The sequence below is a fragment of the Ruegeria sp. CK2 genome, assembly GCF_056536585.1.
The window spans coordinates 128485-146937 of sequence record NZ_JBQFPW010000013.1 but is presented as its reverse complement, the minus strand read 5'-3'; the positions used below and the strand labels follow the sequence as shown (position 1 = coordinate 146937).

19 protein-coding genes are annotated in these 18453 nt (G+C 52.6%); 13 read left to right on the top strand and 6 right to left on the bottom strand.

Going from position 1 to position 18453, the window contains the following annotated elements:
• Positions 1 to 347, top strand: a 347-nt coding sequence (locus ACR0BU_RS18540) for a LysR family transcriptional regulator substrate-binding protein (protein WP_480738279.1), incomplete at its 5' end; no start/stop codon positions are given.
• Positions 348 to 467: 120 nt separating this feature from the next.
• On the opposite strand, the gene ACR0BU_RS18535 is transcribed toward ACR0BU_RS18540, so the two are convergent.
• Both ACR0BU_RS18535 and ACR0BU_RS18530 read right to left on the bottom strand, forming a co-directional pair.
• On the bottom strand, positions 468 to 1136 hold the full coding sequence (locus ACR0BU_RS18535) for a hypothetical protein (RefSeq protein WP_480738280.1): 669 nt from the start codon (positions 1134 to 1136) through the stop codon (positions 468 to 470).
• Between the two features lie 78 nt (positions 1137 to 1214).
• Positions 1215 to 1577, bottom strand: coding sequence for a hypothetical protein (locus ACR0BU_RS18530; RefSeq protein WP_480738281.1), 363 nt, complete (start codon positions 1575 to 1577; stop codon positions 1215 to 1217).
• A 1003-nt stretch (positions 1578 to 2580) separates the two neighbouring features.
• On the opposite strand from ACR0BU_RS18530, the gene ACR0BU_RS18525 reads away from it, so the two are divergent.
• Both ACR0BU_RS18525 and ACR0BU_RS18520 read left to right on the top strand, forming a co-directional pair.
• On the top strand, positions 2581 to 2730 hold the full coding sequence (locus tag ACR0BU_RS18525; RefSeq protein ID WP_480755754.1) for a hypothetical protein: 150 nt from the start codon (positions 2581 to 2583) through the stop codon (positions 2728 to 2730).
• 333 nt (positions 2731 to 3063) lie between these two features.
• On the top strand, positions 3064 to 6564 hold the full coding sequence (locus ACR0BU_RS18520; RefSeq protein WP_480738283.1) for an autotransporter family protein: 3501 nt from the start codon (positions 3064 to 3066) through the stop codon (positions 6562 to 6564).
• Between the two features lie 252 nt (positions 6565 to 6816).
• On the opposite strand, the gene ACR0BU_RS18515 is transcribed toward ACR0BU_RS18520, so the two are convergent.
• The 4 genes from ACR0BU_RS18515 to ACR0BU_RS18500 all read right to left on the bottom strand — a co-directional run bounded on the left by ACR0BU_RS18515 (position 6817) and on the right by ACR0BU_RS18500 (position 10595).
• Positions 6817 to 8280: a leucine-rich repeat domain-containing protein gene (locus tag ACR0BU_RS18515; protein WP_480738284.1), complete on the bottom strand. Its 1464-nt coding sequence runs from the start codon at positions 8278 to 8280 to the stop codon at positions 6817 to 6819.
• A 210-nt stretch (positions 8281 to 8490) separates the two neighbouring features.
• Entirely contained in the window at positions 8491 to 8700 is a 210-nt protein-coding gene (locus ACR0BU_RS18510) for a hypothetical protein (protein WP_480738285.1), read from the bottom strand.
• Between the two features lie 72 nt (positions 8701 to 8772).
• A complete protein-coding gene (locus ACR0BU_RS18505; protein ID WP_480738286.1) occupies positions 8773 to 10053 on the bottom strand; it encodes a hypothetical protein in 1281 nt (426 codons plus the stop codon).
• A gap of 185 nt (positions 10054 to 10238) precedes the next feature.
• On the bottom strand, positions 10239 to 10595 hold the full coding sequence (locus ACR0BU_RS18500) for a dATP/dGTP pyrophosphohydrolase domain-containing protein (RefSeq protein ID WP_480738287.1): 357 nt from the start codon (positions 10593 to 10595) through the stop codon (positions 10239 to 10241).
• 190 nt (positions 10596 to 10785) lie between these two features.
• Between ACR0BU_RS18500 and ACR0BU_RS18495 the strand changes: the two genes are divergently transcribed.
• The 10 genes from ACR0BU_RS18495 to ACR0BU_RS18450 all read left to right on the top strand — a co-directional run bounded on the left by ACR0BU_RS18495 (position 10786) and on the right by ACR0BU_RS18450 (position 18339).
• Positions 10786 to 11478 (top strand): recombinase family protein, encoded by a 693-nt coding sequence (locus ACR0BU_RS18495; protein ID WP_480738288.1) that lies wholly within the window; start codon positions 10786 to 10788, stop codon positions 11476 to 11478.
• Between the two features lie 12 nt (positions 11479 to 11490).
• A complete protein-coding gene (locus ACR0BU_RS18490; RefSeq protein WP_480738289.1) occupies positions 11491 to 11808 on the top strand; it encodes a hypothetical protein in 318 nt (105 codons plus the stop codon).
• Between the two features lie 80 nt (positions 11809 to 11888).
• Positions 11889 to 12260, top strand: a complete 372-nt coding sequence (locus ACR0BU_RS18485) for a hypothetical protein (protein WP_480738290.1) — start codon at positions 11889 to 11891, stop codon at positions 12258 to 12260.
• 117 nt (positions 12261 to 12377) lie between these two features.
• The gene (locus ACR0BU_RS18480; protein ID WP_480738291.1) at positions 12378 to 12815 is read left to right on the top strand and encodes a hypothetical protein; all 438 of its coding nucleotides are present in this window, start codon (positions 12378 to 12380) and stop codon (positions 12813 to 12815) included.
• Between the two features lie 242 nt (positions 12816 to 13057).
• The gene (locus ACR0BU_RS18475; RefSeq protein ID WP_480738292.1) at positions 13058 to 13642 is read left to right on the top strand and encodes a hypothetical protein; all 585 of its coding nucleotides are present in this window, start codon (positions 13058 to 13060) and stop codon (positions 13640 to 13642) included.
• Between the two features lie 414 nt (positions 13643 to 14056).
• A complete protein-coding gene (locus tag ACR0BU_RS18470) occupies positions 14057 to 14251 on the top strand; it encodes a hypothetical protein (RefSeq protein ID WP_480738293.1) in 195 nt (64 codons plus the stop codon).
• 65 nt (positions 14252 to 14316) lie between these two features.
• Positions 14317 to 14763, top strand: a complete 447-nt coding sequence (locus tag ACR0BU_RS18465; RefSeq protein ID WP_480738294.1) for a hypothetical protein — start codon at positions 14317 to 14319, stop codon at positions 14761 to 14763.
• A 564-nt stretch (positions 14764 to 15327) separates the two neighbouring features.
• On the top strand, positions 15328 to 16620 hold the full coding sequence (locus ACR0BU_RS18460; RefSeq protein ID WP_480738295.1) for a hypothetical protein: 1293 nt from the start codon (positions 15328 to 15330) through the stop codon (positions 16618 to 16620).
• Between the two features lie 357 nt (positions 16621 to 16977).
• Positions 16978 to 17361: a DNA adenine methylase gene (locus ACR0BU_RS18455; protein ID WP_480738296.1), complete on the top strand. Its 384-nt coding sequence runs from the start codon at positions 16978 to 16980 to the stop codon at positions 17359 to 17361.
• Positions 17362 to 17598: 237 nt separating this feature from the next.
• Positions 17599 to 18339 (top strand): DUF4145 domain-containing protein, encoded by a 741-nt coding sequence (locus ACR0BU_RS18450; RefSeq protein WP_480738297.1) that lies wholly within the window; start codon positions 17599 to 17601, stop codon positions 18337 to 18339.
• The last annotated feature ends 114 nt before the right edge of the window (positions 18340 to 18453 follow it).

Genomic DNA, 18453 nt, shown 5'->3' with positions numbered 1-18453 from the left:
ACTTGGATGTGTTGGTGGGCAACGAGGCGCTGGCCAGAGTTGAGAGTGATTTGCGTGAAGCCTTGTTTAGTTTTTGCGCCGATCGTGGAAACACCATGAATTTCACATATCGTTCCAACCGGATTGACTGGATTCTGGAGTTGGTGCGGTTGGGGAGGGGGTTTGTGATCCTGCCCGAGACGGCAATCCCAAGGAGCAAGGAATTTACCTCACTGACCATTGAGGATGCCAACTTTGAACGTCACGTAGTTGCGCTTCGGTATGCCCACCAACCTGTACGCCCCGAAATCCGGGGTTTCACTCAAGAACTGGCCAGGCACAAGCCAGCTCTTGAGAACGCTGCGTGATTGCCTTTTGTGACAACGGTGAGTTGTAGCTCTGTGGCCATGGTTACCCAATGTCCGCCTGCTTTGGTGTAAAAAGTGGAAGGAGCGACGAATGATCAGACGGCAATCGCCACCTGTTGGTTATGGGTCGGTAACGTCAACCAGAGCTTTAATGCCGCTGACAGGAACCGAAGTCTTCCCTCGAACGCTCCTATTCAAAACAACATATTCACCGGTTTCAGCTTCGGGAACGTGATTGCTGAGGTAAAGAATATCTTGTTTTGGGATTGACAGCTCGATCTGGAGGTCTCCGTAGGCTCTGTTTCCATCAGCCGTAAATCCGTTTAGTGTGTCCATTTCCACCAAAACTGTGTCCATACCTTTTTGAACGGCTTTGACCTTGTCCTGCCATATCCCAGCGGCGTACCCGCCCCCTCTCAGCGGTTGGTTCAAAGTGAAGCGGGAGTAGCCGAGGCGAAGGTTTCTCTTAAGAACCACGCTGTCGCTAGTGAGCTTTGCTTGCGTAAAATCCCAAAGGCGGAGCAGTTCTTCGGCACCTGCCGAAAACATCTGATCAGAGAAAGTCTCGGTCGGTTCGGGACACTCGGCGATCCAATGTTCTAACACTCGGTCTTCGTATCCCGGGAGACGGTCAATCCCAAAAGCTCTTCTGGCGCAGAATATTATAAAGGCATAGGCACTTCCACGTTTACTGTAGGAATAGCCGCTTTCGAAATACTTCGGATTTGACGCACGCCAAGCCAATGCTTCTCGAACCGCTTGATTCTGAAAATCGAAGTAATCAAGCATGGCCTCATCCTCCTCATTGTGAACTAATGCAGTCATTGAGCCCAATCCAGACAACGGCTTTCGTCTATTGCAGAGCAGCTAGAAGACGTATGCGTTCGTTTTCGATCGTTGCCGATTTGATTCTCTTTTCAGGCCATACTGATTGATCAGCATGTTGACGACTGCCGGTTCTGGACAGGTCTCGGGATAAAGTGTGATGCTGATTAAGCGTTCGGACATTGCATCAAGGAATTTCTCGATCGCACCCAAGCGTTTCCATTTACGTAACACATCCCCTGTTGCTGATGTTAACAAGCCAACCGGCGTTCCATCTTCAAGTGTTATTCCAAGGTGGTAGACGCTCGCACCCGTTGCATTATCGAAGGGGATTCTGATGACATGCCCAACAAACGTCCTGTCGCTGCTTTGTTCCCGTATTTGTCGCGTCGTGATCGTAAGCATCTGGTCTTCCGGGCTCCTGGCATTTCTTGGCAGTGTGATAATGTTTAGTGACAATGCTCAGATCGTAAGACGAGGTAGAAGTGTTGAGGCGCTATTTTTTAATAGGCCCTGACTATGGCTTGGTCGTGAAAAAAGTGACTAGTCAGTTCCATCATCAAACGTCGCAACCTCCGTCAAACGTAGTGTTCTGACGGGAAATAACCTGCCGTTGTGCCTCTGTCTCGGGATGTTTCCCAGCCGAACCATCCCACCTAAGAGTGAAAGAGGGCCTTTGGAATTTGTGATCCCGGAAGAGGATCGAGAAACTTTTCCAAAGGAACTCAAAAAGGCAGATCTCACGATAGCGGATACCTATTCAAATATAGCTTTTTGGAATTTCCCTAATGCAGCAAGCTGGTTCTATTTTTGCGCATGGAACGAACTGATTGCCCTCTGTGGGCCCGGCCAAAAATCGCCAATATACGCAATAAATTCAGCCTGTTACTTGCAAGCCGAGTGGGTCTGACGTATCATCGGCTCATCGGCTCATCGGCTCATCGGCTCATCGGCTCATCGGCTCATCGGCTCATCGGCTCATCGGCTCATCGGCTCATCGGCTCAAATTCCGCCGCTGCGCCTTGGCGTAGGCAGTAGCACCCACCGGTTAAAACATTCCTACAGTCTGACACCCGGCCGCAAACCGGCCATCACGCGCGGATTAACTTACTTCCCGATCTCTGTTACGCGTCCTATGGCTGCAAGCGGTGTGTGGTCTGGTGTGATCTCTTCGCATTTTACCACGATCAGGGCGGACGGCGCGGAAGCTGCGCTCTGCCGGTCTCTGACGGTAGCTCGCTTTTGGCTGAGGCTGGAGCGACGCCTTAGGATTTTGGAATTTCCCCAATACAGCCAACGGATTCTTGTGTTGGGTACAGAACGAGCTGATTGCTTCGCGGCTGTTCGGTTGAAAGTCGCTAATATCTGCAATAAATTCAGCATATTACTTGCGATCCGGGTGAGCCAGATGTATCATCGGTTCATCGGTTCATCGGTTCATCGGTTCATCGGTTCATCGGTTCATCGGTTCATCGGTTCATCGGTTCATCGGTTGCGAGAACCGTGCGCTATGGCGCAGACAACAGCACTGACCAGTTACATCATCCTGACAGCCTGACTTCCGGCCGCAAGTCGGCCATCGCGCATGGATCAATTGGCGATCTGATCAGGGCTTCCGGATTGGATGGCTTTACGCGGTTGTCCTCGGCCGCCGTGATGGCGATCATCGGTGCGAGATCAGCTGCAACCACCCCGCACATTTTACCCCGATCAGAAGAACGGACGGCGCGAAAGCAACACGGTCGACCGCCAACTGTGGTTCGCCTCCGGCCGATGTCCATAACTATGCCCGCATTTATGCCAACCCACTGACCGCCTGACGGGCAGGGCGGTATCTTTTCCCGATCGTGTTCAAACACGTTGGCGATGACCCTCACAGGAGTATTTCAGAATGACAAACCAGTGCTTAGGCCCCAAGCCCGCTCTTCGCTCTCCCCACGTCTCGGTTCGGGCTGGTCGTTTGACCAAGTTCAAGGGCCATGTGGCGAGCATTGCGCCAGGGCTTTGCGTTGTGGCGACGGCTGCAGTGCTGTTCACCGGCAGCGCAGCACAGGCCGCCAATGAGTGTGGGACGGACGAGGTTGGCCAAGACACTGTCACATGTGACGCTAGCGATATCACCGCTAATGGTATCAACTATAGTGAATCAGATGGGGTCACACTGATCCTTGATGACCCAGACATGACGGTGGGCGGTTCCGGGGTGAAGGTGGAGGGTGCGGCGGGAAGTGAAGGTGAAATCTTCATACACCTGAAGGACGGCGAGGTGTCTACGTCTGGGGAGGCAAATCGCGCGCTTTGGGGGACTACCCGGGGTCGCGGCAGTGTAACCGTCCAAATGGATGGCGGCAGAATCACCACAGCTGAGGTAAATGCTTACGGCCTTTGGGCGCAGATCAACAATTCAGACCCCGACGAGGCTGCCAGGAATGAAGCCGACGCGAAAGCGGTCATGACCGGTGGAGAGATTAATACCAGCAAGCGGCACGGGCATGGGCTGTTGGTGAGTCATGAGGGCTTTGGCAATGCGATCGGGCAAATAGAGGATGGCGGCAAAATCGCCACAAGTGGGGGTGACGCTTACGGTGTCAAGGCGGAGGTCAAACATGCTGAGAGTACGGCCAACGCGACGGCAAGCATGACCGATGGGGAGATCCATACTGGCGGTATTTGGTCCCATGGGCTGTATGCGATCAACAGGGGCCTTGGCGCTGCAACGGTGCAAATGGACGGCGGCAGCGTCACCACTGGTAAGTTGCATGCGCGTGCGTTGTATGCCGAAATCACCAACCAGAATAGTGAAGCTCGGGCTACGGCGAGCGCGACTGGTGATGCGAAGATCAAGACGGTGGATAGGAAGGCCTACGGGCTTCTGGCGAAGACTGATGGCCTTGGCGATACGCTTGCTGCGATAGATCGCAGCTCAATTACCACACTCGGGAGAGAAGCTCACGGGCTTTGGGCGGAGATTGCCAACACTGCGAGTACGGCCACATCAACCGCACACATGAACGAAAGCAATATCAATACGATCGCTGACGATACTTATGGGCTTTTTGCGTGGACCGAGGGTCGCTTCGGCGGGGCGCTTGCGCAAATGAGTGGCGGAAGAGTCACCACGCTTGGGGAAGACGCTTACGGGCTTCTGGCGTATGTCCACGAGGCGGGGAGTGAAGCCACAGCGACGGTGCGTATGACCAAGGGGGATGTCGAGACGATCGGTGAGTATTCCCATGCGCTTTGGGCAGACAACAGGGGCCTTGGCAGTGCGACGGTGCAGCTGGAGGGCGGCACAGTCACCACGGCGGGGAAAGGTGCTTATGGGCTTTTGGCGGGAGCTTACGGCGGCGGGCTGGCTGTTGTCGACCTGGGTGAGGAGGCCACTGTCAGGGTTTACGGAGCGGATGCAGACGGGATCCGCGCTGAGGGTGCAACAGGCTTTGACGTGGACGTAGCCGGGTCTGTGACCGGCGGCGCTGGCAACAACGGCACCGCGATCCACACGATCTCCAGCGCCGGGGGGACGATTGATATCGCCAGCACCGGCAGGGTGATGGCGGGGGGCTCTGGTATTGCGATACAGGACAGGGGTGGCGATGCAGTCATCAATTCGGAAGGAACCATCGCTGGGGATATTCGTCTTGGGGCGGGTAACGATACGCTGGACCTGACAGGCGGCAGTTTCACCGGGAATCTTGATGCCGGTGACGGCGATGATGCCGTCACGATTTCCGCCACCACCGAGTATGACAGTTCCTACATTCTGGACGGCGGTAGGGGTAGCGATCACCTGACGCTGCATGGCCAGACCATGACCACAATGAAGAACGTTAGAAACTGGGAACATCTCACGCTGAACGACACGGAACTGAGCCTGGACGGGTTGGACAGGCTGAATATGGGTTTGTCCATTGAGGCCGGGGCTGTATTCAGCGCGACTGGCGGGGGCACGCCCACCTGGGCGACGATTGCAGATAAAGTGGCCAGTGCCTCTGGCGGGGGAGGGGGGATCACCATCGCAGGGGATGTGACCAACAGGGGGACCCTTGTCCTGAACGTGCAGGACGGGGCTACGGATGATGTGATCACCATCGAGGGGGATTACACCGGCTCGGGAAGCAGCGTTGTTGCGCTGGATACGATTTTGGACAGCGGTGGTCCTGGCTCCGACAGGCTCGTGATCACCGGCGATACGTCAGGCCAGACGATGCTGTCGCTGGCCGGCGTGGACAGCTCCGGCGCAGAGGTGACAGAGCTTGAGATCGACGTGGTCTCTGTGGGCGGGCAGTCTGACGGAACCTTCACCCTTATGGACGGCAACCATGTCACTTCGGATGGGGAACAGGCGGTTATCGCAGGTGCCTACCTCTATAGGCTGGCCGAGACAGGCCGCGGCTGGGCGTTGAGCGCGCGGTCAGAGGCAGGGGAGGCGGTCTATCAACCGTCTGCGCCGATCTATGACAGCTATGGCCAGTCGCTGCTGGCCCTGAATGGCCCCGCGTCCCTGCGCAAACGGGGCAGCTCGGAAGACTTCCGGAGCCTGGCCTGGGATGGGGGACCCGCCACTCAAACCGCAGGCTCGCCGCTGTGGTTCCGGATGGGGACAGAACAGGTCACGCTGGCGGCAGAGCACAGCACAACAGGGGCCGCGCTCGACAGCAGTCTCTGGGAGCTGGAGATCGGTGGGGATGTTGTCCTGAGCGAGAGCGGGGCAGGGCTGCTTGTGGGCGGGCTGCAGTTCTCCTACGCCACGGGCAGTGCCTCGGTCACCTCTGAGTTTGGGGATGGTTCGATTGACACCAGTGGCTTTGGCCTTGGGGTGACGGCCACGTGGTATGACACGCGCCGGTTTTATGTGGACGGGCAGTTCACGTTTGCCTCCTACACGAGCGATCTGGACGCCGACAGGATTGGAACCCTGGCGGACGGCAACGGCGGCACCGGCTATGCGCTGTCGGTGGAGGCGGGACAGCAGCTTGACCTGGGCGCCCGGCTGACGGTGATCCCGCAGGCGCAGCTGAGCCTGTCCTCTGTTGCGTTTGATGACTTTGAGGGTGAGCGTTACGGGGAGCGGGTGACGCTTGAGGATGCGTCCAGCCAGCAGCTGCGGCTTGGGCTTGAGTTTGGTGCGCAGGAGGCACAGGAGACGCGGCGGCTTTATGGCATCGTGAACCTGTTCCATGAGTTTGGCGCGGGCAGTGAGGTGACTGTTGCGGGGGCGACCCTGACGACCGAGAGTGAGCCCTGGGCCGTTGGGGTCGGCTTTGGCGGCAACTATGCCCTGACGGACCGCGTGGATCTCTTTGGCGAAGCCTCTTATGCCACCGGGCTCAGCAACGCCGGTGATACCAGCGCTCTGAGTGCAAATGCAGGCCTCAAAATGGTGTTCTGAGGGGGTGGGTCTGGTCGTTGTGAGGACTGGAGCGTCAGCAAACAGGCAATTCCGGAGCAGCGCACCGACCACGCCGAACATCTGCCAATTCTCCGCGACAAGCCTGAATTGGTAGAATGAGCCCTTACCAGACCTTCATCGCACTTTGAGGCTTCGCTCGTGCAGCAAGTCGCAAGTCGCACATTCCGGACGTTCAAATCCCAGTGTCAGATGGCAGAATGGCGGACTAAGCCGCCGTTGGTTGCACTGCAATCAATGTCTGGTTTCGCGAGCCAAAATGCGCACGGCCTTGATCGCGGTATCGTGCTGTGCCTGTAGCCCATCACGTCCCGTCTCCCGACTGACCAACTGGGCTAATTCAGGATAGCGCTCGACCGCTGGTGTATTGCGTAGTGCGAGGCCGATGTCCGAATTTTCACCAACGAAACAGGGCAATGTCGCAAGAACCGATAAATCACTGACACGGCTGCCAGCCACGTCCAATCGCGTAAGGTTCTCCATACCAATCAATGGGTGAAGGCTCACAATATTTGTGCTGCTGCATGTAAGCGTGATTAGTCTGCTGCAGTTTTCTAGCCCGTCTAAATTTTCAAAGGCGCCCCCAAACAACGATAGTATTTCGAGACTTGGAGGCGAAGGCAGTGGTCTTAAGAGTGGACCATATGCGTTCTTGTCTGTTGAGATAACCAGACGACGTAGCTCCCTACAAAACGACAAAGGCGAAAGGTCGGTTCGCGCTGAGATCTGAACAAGTGCGGCATCTTGCAAATGTGGCAACTCTGTCAGAGGACGCAAATCGGAGTTGGCGGACGGGCAGAACACCAAGTGCGTTAGTTCTTTCATATCTGAAAGAAAAGATAGATCAGCCAAAGCGACCTTGAACCGTAGTGCGAGAGAACGCATTTGAGTTAAGTTTTTTAGCGGGCGAGCATCTGATACCTTGAAATCGTTCAGCTCTAAGGCTTCCAAACCAGAAAGCTCAGAAATTGGCGAAATATCTGTGACTTCTGGCGCAGTCAACTTGAGCTTCTTCAGGCCAGTATGAGAAGCCAAGGGATGCAAATCCATTGCGCCATGTAACCTAGCATCAATTTGCCGTAGGCTTTTTGATCTCGTCAAAGCGTCGAGAGATAGGTTTCCGACTTTCTGGAATTTAAGCTCCACCAGCTCGGGTTGCTTCGTGACTTCAGCAAGGTCTGCAAGCACCTGAAACTCTGCTTTCTCAAGCTTCGGTAAGTTACCAAGAGTGATATTGCCATGGGTATTGAGTATTTTGATTTCGATAAGTTCCGGCAAATCGGGAACTTTGACATGTATTTCGCCGGAGTGGCTTAGCTCTAGCCTCTGAAGTTTTTTCAACGAAGCCAGCACCGAAAAATCCGCAATCTCTGACGCATTGATTTTCAAGCTTTCGAGGCTGGGCAACCCACCCAGTGGAGACAAATCTGTGATTTCAGTATGGGAAATTTCTAGCTCGCGCAGATGGCCATCAAGTTGGCTAATTTCCGGCAAAAGCCTTCTGGACTTCCCGGAGATGACCATTCTAGCAGCCTTTGTTTCAGCACAACGCCTAATTGCACTCAAAGCAAATTCGACCGGGTCAGTCGACGCTCCGTTTTGGGAAAGGCGATCAGAGGACACCGCTGGCGACTGAATCCGCCTGAGCAACTCCTGTTTGGCTCTTTGAAAGAGGTCACTTTTGGTCGGCTTTTTCATAAGTAGACATTCGCGGCAATGCGGAAGAAATGCAATCTGGGCTCGCTGCTGCCGTTCTCTGCGACATGCCCCAACAGATCGAATGAGCCCATACCGGTCATTGCTCTTTTTTTCATGCTGCGCATGCACCGACCAAACGAAACAATTACTATTTCCCACAGATCAAAACAAAGCAGACATTAAAGCTACGGCTGCCGGAATTGCGTTCCCTTATGTTGATTTATTGAAAAGCTGCCGGGCCAGACAGTCGTCGTAGCGTCCGAGTGCAATCCCGGTATCGATTGCCGCGTTCTGCGCGCCAGTACGTCGGGCACGGCAGTGGTCGCAGGTGCAGGGCGGGCAGTTGGAATCGGGGCCACACAGCTCGCACCCCATGCCGGTCGGTAGTTCTGGCTCATCCTGTTCCGTGATGTCGAACATCAGCGCCGGTCCCTTTTGTCGAACTTATGACCGGCTCGACGCTAACATACGTCTACAACCCTACCGACTGTGTTATTGTGAAGTAAGCTTGAAAAGACCACCGTCAAAGAAAGGTTCTATCTCTGTGCAGAATGGCACTCTCCCGGTTATCTCGCCGTAACCGCCATAATCCACAATTTCCCCATTGAGTTGGGTAAAGCTTGTGTCACCGAACTCGCGGTCATAAGCAATGAATTTCCCCGTCAACAAGCTATCACCGCTTCCCTGCAACTGGATTGGTTCTACTTTATCAATTGCTCGAGGAAGCACCGGGGCAGGAGCCTGTCGGCCTGTCGTGTCGATGATCGAGTTCCATGCACTAGATACGTTTAGGGCGTTCCTTATTATTACCAACGACCCTATTGAACTCACTTGGCAACTTGTACAGTCAAAGTTTTTTACAACACTACCAATGAATTCTATCGAAATTGTGGAAGTCAATTGGAGAAAACTCAAATTTACTTCGGCAAAACTGATTGAAAGATTTTCGGGCACTCGACCCACCTTATCCAATGTAATGAGAGCCCCGAGCCTTACTGTATGGTCCTTATCCTCTAACAAGATCTCGAGGGCAGACACAATTTTGTCTCCGATAAGCTGGGAATCTGCGAGTTTTGAGATCGCTGCTACCGATGAAGGATTAGTCTCCTCTCGCAATTCATTGTCCGAGAAGGTCAACTCGCAACCCTGAACCAGTTTAGGGAGTTCGTAGAACCAATTTAGATCCGCGGAGGCTACGATCCGGTCTGTGTTCCGCAAACGTTCCCTGAGCTCAGACACCATTGTGACGCTTATTAGTTCGTTTTGAAACGCAAACCTCTCATTTTGGGTCTGAAGTTGCTTTCTTTGTTCTATCAACTCGTTTGTTTGCTCTCGGAGTCTCTTGTTTTGCTCAAACAGAAGCACCGTACCTGCAAACCCTCCGAACGCTATCAAGAGCGCAACATTAGTGCCTATTACCCATCTGTAGAAATTGTTCCAAGTCCACCAACCGATCACAAAGCTCGCCAGTTCTGTGGCCGATTTTTTTGCTCGGCTACGGTCCCCTGAAACGACGGCATCAAAAACTTCTATGGCACCGTTTGAAACTTCCGTAATTGTCGCCTCGGCAACTCCGAGGAAGCGTTTGAGGACAAACTTCCTAAGTGCAAACCCCAAAAAAAGCAACAGCGTGAGCGCTAGCATTCCACCGAAGGCCATTGCAACTAAACTCAAGGCGCGCTCCGTTGCAACTGACCACGCAGCGATTGCTACTGAGACGCCAATTATCAGTGCAGATATTGCTCCAAGCCAAAACCAAACATGTTTTTGCATTTGCCACCCCTCGCTGTTTCGAAGGTCCCACAACAGACTCAAAGAATGCTTGAGCAAGGCGGTTGAAATATTTCTTAGTACTTCGCAAGTCTAACATACGAAAAATAGCTTGTTTGAAGCAATAATAGTGTTCCCATACCATGCGGTCGGGTCCCTTTGGTCTTGTCGCCCATGTCTGCGTTCCTTTATGTGCGGCTGTGTTCGATGGCTTTGTCGACAGGCGCGGTACGCCAGTCGGGCCAATCTCGAATCTCGTTCTGATCCTGCTTTTCTTGGATCAAGCGGCAGGCCATATTCGCGACTTCGCCGTTGGTAGGCTCGCCCACACCGATCCCAGAAAGCTGTTCACGGCATGACCGGAGCAAGCCGTCGAGGCCAAGAATTGCGACGTCCACCCATTCCTTGCTGCGCTCAGCTGAAGACTTCGCGTCTGCCACTTCCTTTAGCTCTTTTTTAATGTGGTCGGTCACGCCTTTTGTGCGCGAACCGGGTCCGAATGTGGCGCGGCTGAATGCGGCTTGGCGACGCAAGTGGTCAAACATGTCCATGTCCGGTGGTTCCCTTTTGCGAACTCTAAAAGTCACTAATGAAACTCTACTTTGAGATTGACTTGTCTGCAAGAAAAAGTTCACAATAAGATGCACAATGAATTATTGGAAACGCCGTAGATAGAAATACAAAAGTTCACAATGACTCGACTCTTGAGATCGAATCCGGCCATGCATTGTCCGCATGGACGATCGATTTCTCATTGGCTATGCACGGGTCTCGACCGAGGATCAGGATTTGACCCTGCAGATCGAGGCATTGACCCGTTACGGCGTGCCCCGAAAGCGCATTCTGGAAGAGAAGGCGTCGGGCAAGACGTTGTCCAATCGCAGGCTAGCGAAGATACTGAAGCTTTTGCGCCCGGGCGACAGGGTGGTTGTCTGGAAGCTCGACAGGCTGGGGCGCTCGGTGAAGGACATGATATCCGTGGTCGAGCGGATCGAGGAGGCAGGTGCGGATCTGGTCAGCGTTACCGAGGGCGTGGACACCTCGAGAGCCATGGGCCGGTTCTTCTTTCACATCATTGCGTCCATCGCAGAATTGGAACGCGGTATGATTTCTGAGCGGACAAAGGCCGGGATGGCCGCGCGGAAGGCTGCAGATCCTGACGTGAAGTGGGGCGCTAAGCATTGGTTTTTGGACCATCCCAAGCGGCAGGCACACATTCAGGGCCTCTATAACGCGGGCGAATTTCACCTGGTCAGCCGTTCTGCCGGCGGTGTTATGGTCAAAGGCATGACCGCAGCGGCGTTGATGGCTGAAGCCAATGCAGCAGACCCTGATGCAAAGCCTGTGAAGAATGCTGAGAGCATTCGTCGCTGGTTGCGTGACGGCGCGAAGGGCCTTAGCTATGAAGTTGATTCATCTAAAGAATAAGGAGGTTAGCGGATGTCATCAGCGGGATTTTTTAGGTCAATGATGCCGTATGGTATGGAGAAAAACTCAGACGGAACTTGGACTTTCTTCAACCGGGACTACAAGCCACTCGGAGTGGTTTCTGATGATTGGCGTGATTGGGATGATCCGAACCACAAGATCTTCTTGAAGGGGCTGGGGCCCGCGACGCTGAAAAAGCTTGATGTAGATAGTGGGGAGGGGAGCAGGATTTATTTCTATGAAGATGGCTCAAATCCGACCTATTCGAAATCTAATCGTGAAGCGTATCTCGAAAAAATAAAGGTCCTCATGTCATTAGAAACCAAATGATCGCGGTCAAATGGGTGCGCGATCAAGTCATAAAAGCGACTGGATCGGGCGCACGGAAGCCAAAATAAGGACCATAAGCAATGGCCGAAAAAGCAGACTACCGACTAATATCACAGGAGTATGGGCAGGGTGCTATTAAAGCTGCTGTCTTGCTGAACAGCGGTGCAGCCGTTGCTGTGATGAGTCAACTCGATGGACTTCACGGGTTTATGGATGTCTCTGACATATCACGGGGAATCCTTTTCTTCGTTGCGGGTGTCGTTGTAGGTGCGATCACTTGGTTGGTGGCATTCCTTTCTACCCGGTATGTCGATCAGAAGAACGAAGGTGAGCGAGATAGCAATAATGCCGCCAATATAGCTATGTATGGGGCTATTCTGTTGGTTTTGATTTCGTTGGCTATGTTTGCTTGGGGGTGCAGTCATTTGGCCATTTCCATTTCTTCACAATAAGGAGCACCCATGATTTCAAAGACGTCGCTAACTGGTGCGGCCGGTGAACACTTCGTGCTCTCTGAACTGCTGAGACGTGGATTTATCGCTGCGCTCGCCCCGCAAGGCGCTCCGAACATGGACGTTGTTGTTGCAGATACGGACGGCAAGCACTTTTGCGGTATTCAGGTGAAAACTCGACAAAACTCGGGCAAAGACGGCGGGTGGCACATGAGTGCCAAACATGAAAAAATCATCGAGGACCGCTTGTTCTACGCCTTTGTTGATTTTGGCAGATCGCCATCTGATGCACCCGAAGTTTACTTGCTACCTAGTTCCAAGGTCGCTGAAGTCGTAACTGTTTCACATGCGGCGTGGCTTAGTAATCCGGGACGTGGTGGTCACATTCGAAAAGATGGTGCAATGCGTCGCATTGTACCGGACTTTCACTATGCATTTGATCCCAAGCCCAATCTCTTTCCACTGGGCTGGATGGAGCCATATCGACGGGCTTGGCATCAGCTACAGCTTTCAAGCGATGCAATTGAAGTTCAACAATCAGGAGAATGTTGGTGAGAGATTTTAGTGCTCAAAGAGCGGCCCTATTGGAGCAAATCGCGTTTTGGACAGCCGATCTAAAGCGATATGAAGACGAGGGCGTTCGGGCCTATGAGAGGGAGGGTGGCGAACCCAAGCGAGAGGTCACCGCAGAGAGAATCCAGCGTCTTAAGTCTGACATTGAGCGTTTCGAGGGTATCATCGCTGCCTATAGGGAAGCGGAAGAGAGTCAACAATAGGGAGCAAAGAGGCTTAACAAGATGTTGGATAACTGGCGGTATTTGAAGGCGCTTGACGACGATGTTCACGAGCTTTTTCGCTTTATTGAACCATCTAAGGAAAATTTCTCCACATACTCTATAGAACTTGCGCGATTGCTCATGATCGCGACGCAGGAATGTGACGTCGTCCTCAAAGCAGTTTGCCGAGACCTTGGTCACCACAACGCAAAGTCTGAGACTACTTATAGGCGCTTGATCCTCACCTCATTCCCAAGTTTTCCGAAGGTCGAGATTCGATGTGAGCCCTTTGGGCACGTGTTTACGCCGTTTAAGGCTTGGTCGGATGGCAAGACACCCGAATGGTGGACCGGCAACAACAAGGTAAAGCATTCAAGGGACTCAAGCTTTGAGAAAGCAAACCTTGGAAATGTCCTTGAGGCAGTATCGGGCCTGTTGGTGACAAACCTTTATCTTTATCGTGGTGAGATAAGCCCTTTGCTTCCACATGTGGGTAACACGCATACTTACACGACAATCGTTTATCCACTTCAGCACTTTGAACCAAAGCTTCCTGTGACGGCGGCAGAGACGCTTAACAGGAGAACGTATATCGTCGAGGAGTGAATGCTAGATTTGGAACTGTAGATCGGCAAATAGGAGCGGGTGACATGGAGGAATAGGGGCGCTGGCCATTGTCTGCCTGCTTATCTTCTTTATCGGGTGGGTGTTCTGGATTGTCGGAGAGATGGCCAAAGATCGGGGCCATAGTCCGTGGCCGTGGTGGATCATATCACTTTGTTGGTCGCCGTTCGGTTCAATGATCATCCTTTGGCTGTTCTTCGAAAAAATCGAAAAGAATTCACAATAGGGAGAATTAGACCGATATGTTGTGCTTTATTAGATTTGCTGTTGGCGGCCTGGCTGGCTGGTATTCAAGCTATGCTTTTGCGCCGGAGCTGCCTGTTTCATTTGAGGTTTCGATGGGTCTTAGCATTTTCATCGGAATATTCTTGGCGATGGACGGAGGAGGGTGTTTCGATGAAAAATCCTAAGCTAGGTAGTCACCGCACAATATCGAACCTGTGCCTGCTAGCACTCTTCTTTTCGCCTGCAATTGCCCATTTGTTTGGCGCAAACGGCGGTGAGCTTCTTGTGGTTCTGGCAACTTGCGTGGTCTGGACTGCCTTTCGCGCTTATCAAATCGTTGTCAGTCGTGGCATGCTGGCCCGCTAAAAACGTCTGATTTTCAGAGCTGTACGACATCCGTCAACGAGGTCGCAATAAGGAGCGATTGATCCATGAATTTAGACGATCCAATGCGTGTTGATCGCTACAACAAAGCGATGAAGGCCGGTCAGAAATGGGCTAGTGACGAATTGAGTTATGGCGCAACGACGGTGGATTTGCGTGACACTATGAATGAGGCCATTGCTGCCTACATTGCGGTTCAGACCGGCCGGTTGCCGACTATCCACCTTACCTCGAAAGCAGAACACCAAGAAGATTTGGACCTGGGTGAAGGTTTTTGTGTTGGCGCTTCGGAAATCCTCGATGAATCGTCAACGCCGGGAGGGGCGAAATTGACGGAAGAGCAAAAGCGCATCTTGAAGGTTTGGGCAAACGTTGAAAGCCGTATGCCGGACAAGAGCCTGCTAATGCTTGCGGAATTCACTGCAAACGAGGCTGGGGTGCACTCCAGTGACGTGTTCAATGCGCTTGAGGCCCGAAGTCAGGGCGCTGATTAAAGCTCACAATAAGGAGCATCCGTGGCAAAAAGTTTCGAACATACCAATCCTAGGGCCCGCAAGCCGGATGAGTTCAGGGGCACGTGGAAGGGGCGAAACTACCGCCGTGGTGTTGTCAGGACCTTGGCTGTAAACCTGCTGATTTTTTGCGCGATCTTTGGTTGCGCGATATATGCTGTCCACCTCAAGGGTGAGGCTAGGCAGAACTCCAGAGTTTGGACTCTGAGTTCACAATAAGGAGTAACTCAGTTTGTCGAAATTTTGGAAAATATCGACTTTAGTTGTGGTTGTTGGACTTGGTGGCTGGGTATACTTCGCGTCTTCTGACCCTCAGCGTTGGTATGGAACAGAGTGCAAGATTCTGTGGAGGAACGCAGGGCTGCATGCTCCTCTGCTCTATGAGGCGCAATGGCACAAAGTGAATGACTCTGAGTATCTGATCCGAGTGCGCCTAGAGGACGAAATGGGCTTCCCGATTGATCCGGGTATGTGCGAGTTCAATTTCGAGAAAAAGTCGATGACGCTATTTGAACCCCCAGCATAGTTCACAATAAGGAGCCTGAAATGAGTAAAACCCGGCGAGTTTACAAAATCGACGACGCCACACTGGTTAAGTTGTTTGCTGAGCTTGTTGATCTGTTTCCTGATCATGCGCCAAGAGTGAATTTCGTCTTGCTGCAGAACTTCCCTTATAGCCTCAAAGAAGCTTCCGCGATGAGCGACCTGACGGGGAGGCACGCTTTTCACGATGCGAACCTAAATGTCGATCTAGGCAACCAAAGGCAAGTGGTTGTAGTTTTTCGCCGGAATATCAGAACCGCGAACAATCAAACTGAACCATCTGCTCTTTTCGATGAGTTTGACTTGTCCTTCGGTGGTGGTGACCAGAAGTTCTGGGATGAACACAAAGATATGGTTGCTAATGTCATTGGGCTGGTAACTTCTGTGAGCGTTGAGGCGCCGCTTCCCAAAGATCTCGCTGAAGGTAGAGTTCTGGAAGAACTCATTCGCGGCATCAGCACCACGCAAAGACAAATGTTGTCTAACTTAGATCAGTCTTTGCAAAAGAGCATCGATAGGCGGGATGAATTAGAGCGTGAGGCCGACGAAAGAGAGCTCGCCAGGCAAGAAGCGCATAAAAAAGAGATAGACGAACTAGCGGCGGAGCGTGAAAAACTCCAATTGCAGTCGTATCGGTCTGAACGCCGGCGGATAATGCAGGATATTACGAATGCTGAGGCGTTGAAAAAGCGGCGTGATATGGCCCCCAAAGGCGCATCCCTTGCTCGTTGGGCGGTTTTTTGTGCCGCGATTTTACTTGGACTCATCTCTTTTGGCATCACGTATCACAGCCTTGCGCAACTTGGTGCGGATGAGGCGTTGGCCCAAAGTATTGTCGACAGGTTACCCGAGGGCGCGAGCACCGAAATGGTTTCGCAGACTGTTAAAGATGCACTTGGCACCACGAACTGGTATTTGATTATCCGGAGTGTTTTTTCCTCTCTTATCGGTATCGGTTCATTTGCTTACGCAGCTTCGTGGCTGAAATCCTTCTATGATGGCGAAATTGCCGCAGCACGGGCGTTAGACCAATTCAATCATGATCTCGTGCGAGCAAGCTGGGTCATTGAAACGGTCCTAGAGATGAAAGAAGAGCACGACAGCGTAGTTCCAAATCGCTGGATCGAGGGTGTTACCAGAGGCCTCTTCAGTGATTCAGGGCCGCAGACGCAGAACGATGAGAGTGTTCAGGCTCTCAAAGCGCTCTTGGGCTTTACGGCTTCTGCATCTTTTGGGCCAGATGGTCCGAAAGTAGAGTTGAATCAAAAGCAAGCGCGCAAGCTCTCCGAAGGCTGACTAGGCAGCGTTGGGTAGGGACGGGGGCTTCACGGTGGTAGCAGTTGCCCCCGTCTCGCACATTCATCACGGGAGAAAAGTCCTTACCGCCCTGTTCCATACTAAGCTGGATTCGACCCCATGCTATCCGCCCTCGGGGAGGCTGATGACCAACTCAAAGAGCAGTTTCCGTAGACAACAATAAGGAGCGGTTAGCATCTCTGAATGTCCGCATTGGGGCTGCTAAGAGAATTTCACAGCATGTGGTTTCATTAGCAACTATAGCTTGAGAGATTGAGTTTGCGACCGCAGCGAAAGTCCGGAAGGTGGCCAACTCTTCCAAAAGCTTCGTCAAGTTGTCTCCATTGTCGTGTCCCTGTGCCCCAAAAACTGCGTCCGGCTATATTTAGCCGCCTGTCTGGCGTCACTGTTACCTGCATGGACTATGCCGAGTTCATCCGGCGGATAGACCGGAAAGGTGCGTTCTTCTACCTCGACCCGCCCTACTGGGGCTGCGAGAATGACTATGGCAAAGCACTGTTTGAACGCGCTGACTTTGAACGTCTTGCCACACAGCTGAAGGGAATTCGAGGACAGTTTATTCTATCCATCAATGACGTAACCGAAATCCGCGAGATGTTCTCCATGTTCCGGATCACACCTGTCGAGACCACATATTCTATCAGCAGGGCCAATGATGCGCGCGGCGCGCGGACCGAACTTCTGATCAGCAATTTCCAGTGGGAAAATAATGGTCGATAGCCTAGTTAGGAGCCAATGAAATGCAGCCGAAGCGGCATACTTTTACTATCATCCATGATTGCGAGAGCGCGGTCCATGAAGCCTTTAAAAAACACAGCGATGCACCACAGGCACTGTCCAATAGGATCGGAGAACTCTATACAAAATTCGGGCAGGAGGCAGTGACCACGTCAATGATTAGTTGTATGCGCATTGCTTATCTGAGAAATCGATTTCAATCATAGGCTGAGGTGCGGCTTGTATTATCATGCTCTGAAATGTGGCAACTGCAACAATCTAGTGGATTTTGATTTTCGGCGAGTGGGCGACTTCACGCCTAGAACGCCTGAGCAAATCAAAGCGTTATCCGAGACCAATCAACCGCGCCGCAATGTCAACATATCCGCTCACTCCTTGAACGATGACGACCTTGTCCAAGGATTCGCGCATGGTCAATGTCCGAGGTGCTATCACCCCGCGTTGATCGTCTACGAGTGCTCGCGGATTGCCTACGGATCCCTCGTTCAAATGGCCAGAGAAGAAGGCAAGGGTTATATCGTGGGAGGTTCAACCCGCGTTACCGTGAAAGCCGTTTACCCAGAACCGCAGACAGCGGAACAAAACTCACTGTGGCCTGAAACGCTACGTCAGCAATTTGCAGATGCGCAGGACATATTAGCGGAGGGCCGCTCACCCTCAATTGTCCTGGCTACCTGCAGGTCGGTGCTAGAGTTGGCTCTAAAAGAATTGGATCCCAATGACAAAGGCTCAGCTTTGTATAAACGGATTGAGAACCTCCACAACAATGGCTGTATCACAACACCTATTAAAGACTGGGCTCACGAAGTTCGGCTCGACGGCAATGCCGCAACGCATACAGGGAGTGGTGACAGGAATGCAGCGATGGAGTATGTCGAGTTCCTGAAGATGTTCCTCAATATGACATTCTCGCTGCCTGCCCGAATTGAACAAAAACGCAACAGCGCTGCCACCCAATGATAGCAGCGTCGTACTTCAAGCAGCAATAGTGGTCAACGAAGTGCCCACATATGACCATTCAATCTTCTAACTAGGTGCAGTGTACCATACGTCTCGGCGAGTTACCTCCTTGTG

Coding starts and splice junctions, on each gene's coding strand:
- ACR0BU_RS18535 (WP_480738280.1), bottom strand. CDS start 1,136: ATGCTTGATTACTTCGATTTTCAGAATCAAGCGGTTCGAGAAGCATTG.
- ACR0BU_RS18530 (WP_480738281.1), bottom strand. CDS start 1,577: ATGCTTACGATCACGACGCGACAAATACGGGAACAAAGCAGCGACAGG.
- ACR0BU_RS18525 (WP_480755754.1), top strand. CDS start 2,581: ATGTATCATCGGTTCATCGGTTCATCGGTTCATCGGTTCATCGGTTCA.
- ACR0BU_RS18520 (WP_480738283.1), top strand. CDS start 3,064: ATGACAAACCAGTGCTTAGGCCCCAAGCCCGCTCTTCGCTCTCCCCAC.
- ACR0BU_RS18515 (WP_480738284.1), bottom strand. CDS start 8,280: ATGAAAAAGCCGACCAAAAGTGACCTCTTTCAAAGAGCCAAACAGGAG.
- ACR0BU_RS18510 (WP_480738285.1), bottom strand. CDS start 8,700: ATGTTCGACATCACGGAACAGGATGAGCCAGAACTACCGACCGGCATG.
- ACR0BU_RS18505 (WP_480738286.1), bottom strand. CDS start 10,053: ATGCAAAAACATGTTTGGTTTTGGCTTGGAGCAATATCTGCACTGATA.
- ACR0BU_RS18500 (WP_480738287.1), bottom strand. CDS start 10,595: ATGTTTGACCACTTGCGTCGCCAAGCCGCATTCAGCCGCGCCACATTC.
- ACR0BU_RS18495 (WP_480738288.1), top strand. CDS start 10,786: ATGGACGATCGATTTCTCATTGGCTATGCACGGGTCTCGACCGAGGAT.
- ACR0BU_RS18490 (WP_480738289.1), top strand. CDS start 11,491: ATGTCATCAGCGGGATTTTTTAGGTCAATGATGCCGTATGGTATGGAG.
- ACR0BU_RS18485 (WP_480738290.1), top strand. CDS start 11,889: ATGGCCGAAAAAGCAGACTACCGACTAATATCACAGGAGTATGGGCAG.
- ACR0BU_RS18480 (WP_480738291.1), top strand. CDS start 12,378: ATGGACGTTGTTGTTGCAGATACGGACGGCAAGCACTTTTGCGGTATT.
- ACR0BU_RS18475 (WP_480738292.1), top strand. CDS start 13,058: ATGTTGGATAACTGGCGGTATTTGAAGGCGCTTGACGACGATGTTCAC.
- ACR0BU_RS18470 (WP_480738293.1), top strand. CDS start 14,057: ATGAAAAATCCTAAGCTAGGTAGTCACCGCACAATATCGAACCTGTGC.
- ACR0BU_RS18465 (WP_480738294.1), top strand. CDS start 14,317: ATGAATTTAGACGATCCAATGCGTGTTGATCGCTACAACAAAGCGATG.
- ACR0BU_RS18460 (WP_480738295.1), top strand. CDS start 15,328: ATGAGTAAAACCCGGCGAGTTTACAAAATCGACGACGCCACACTGGTT.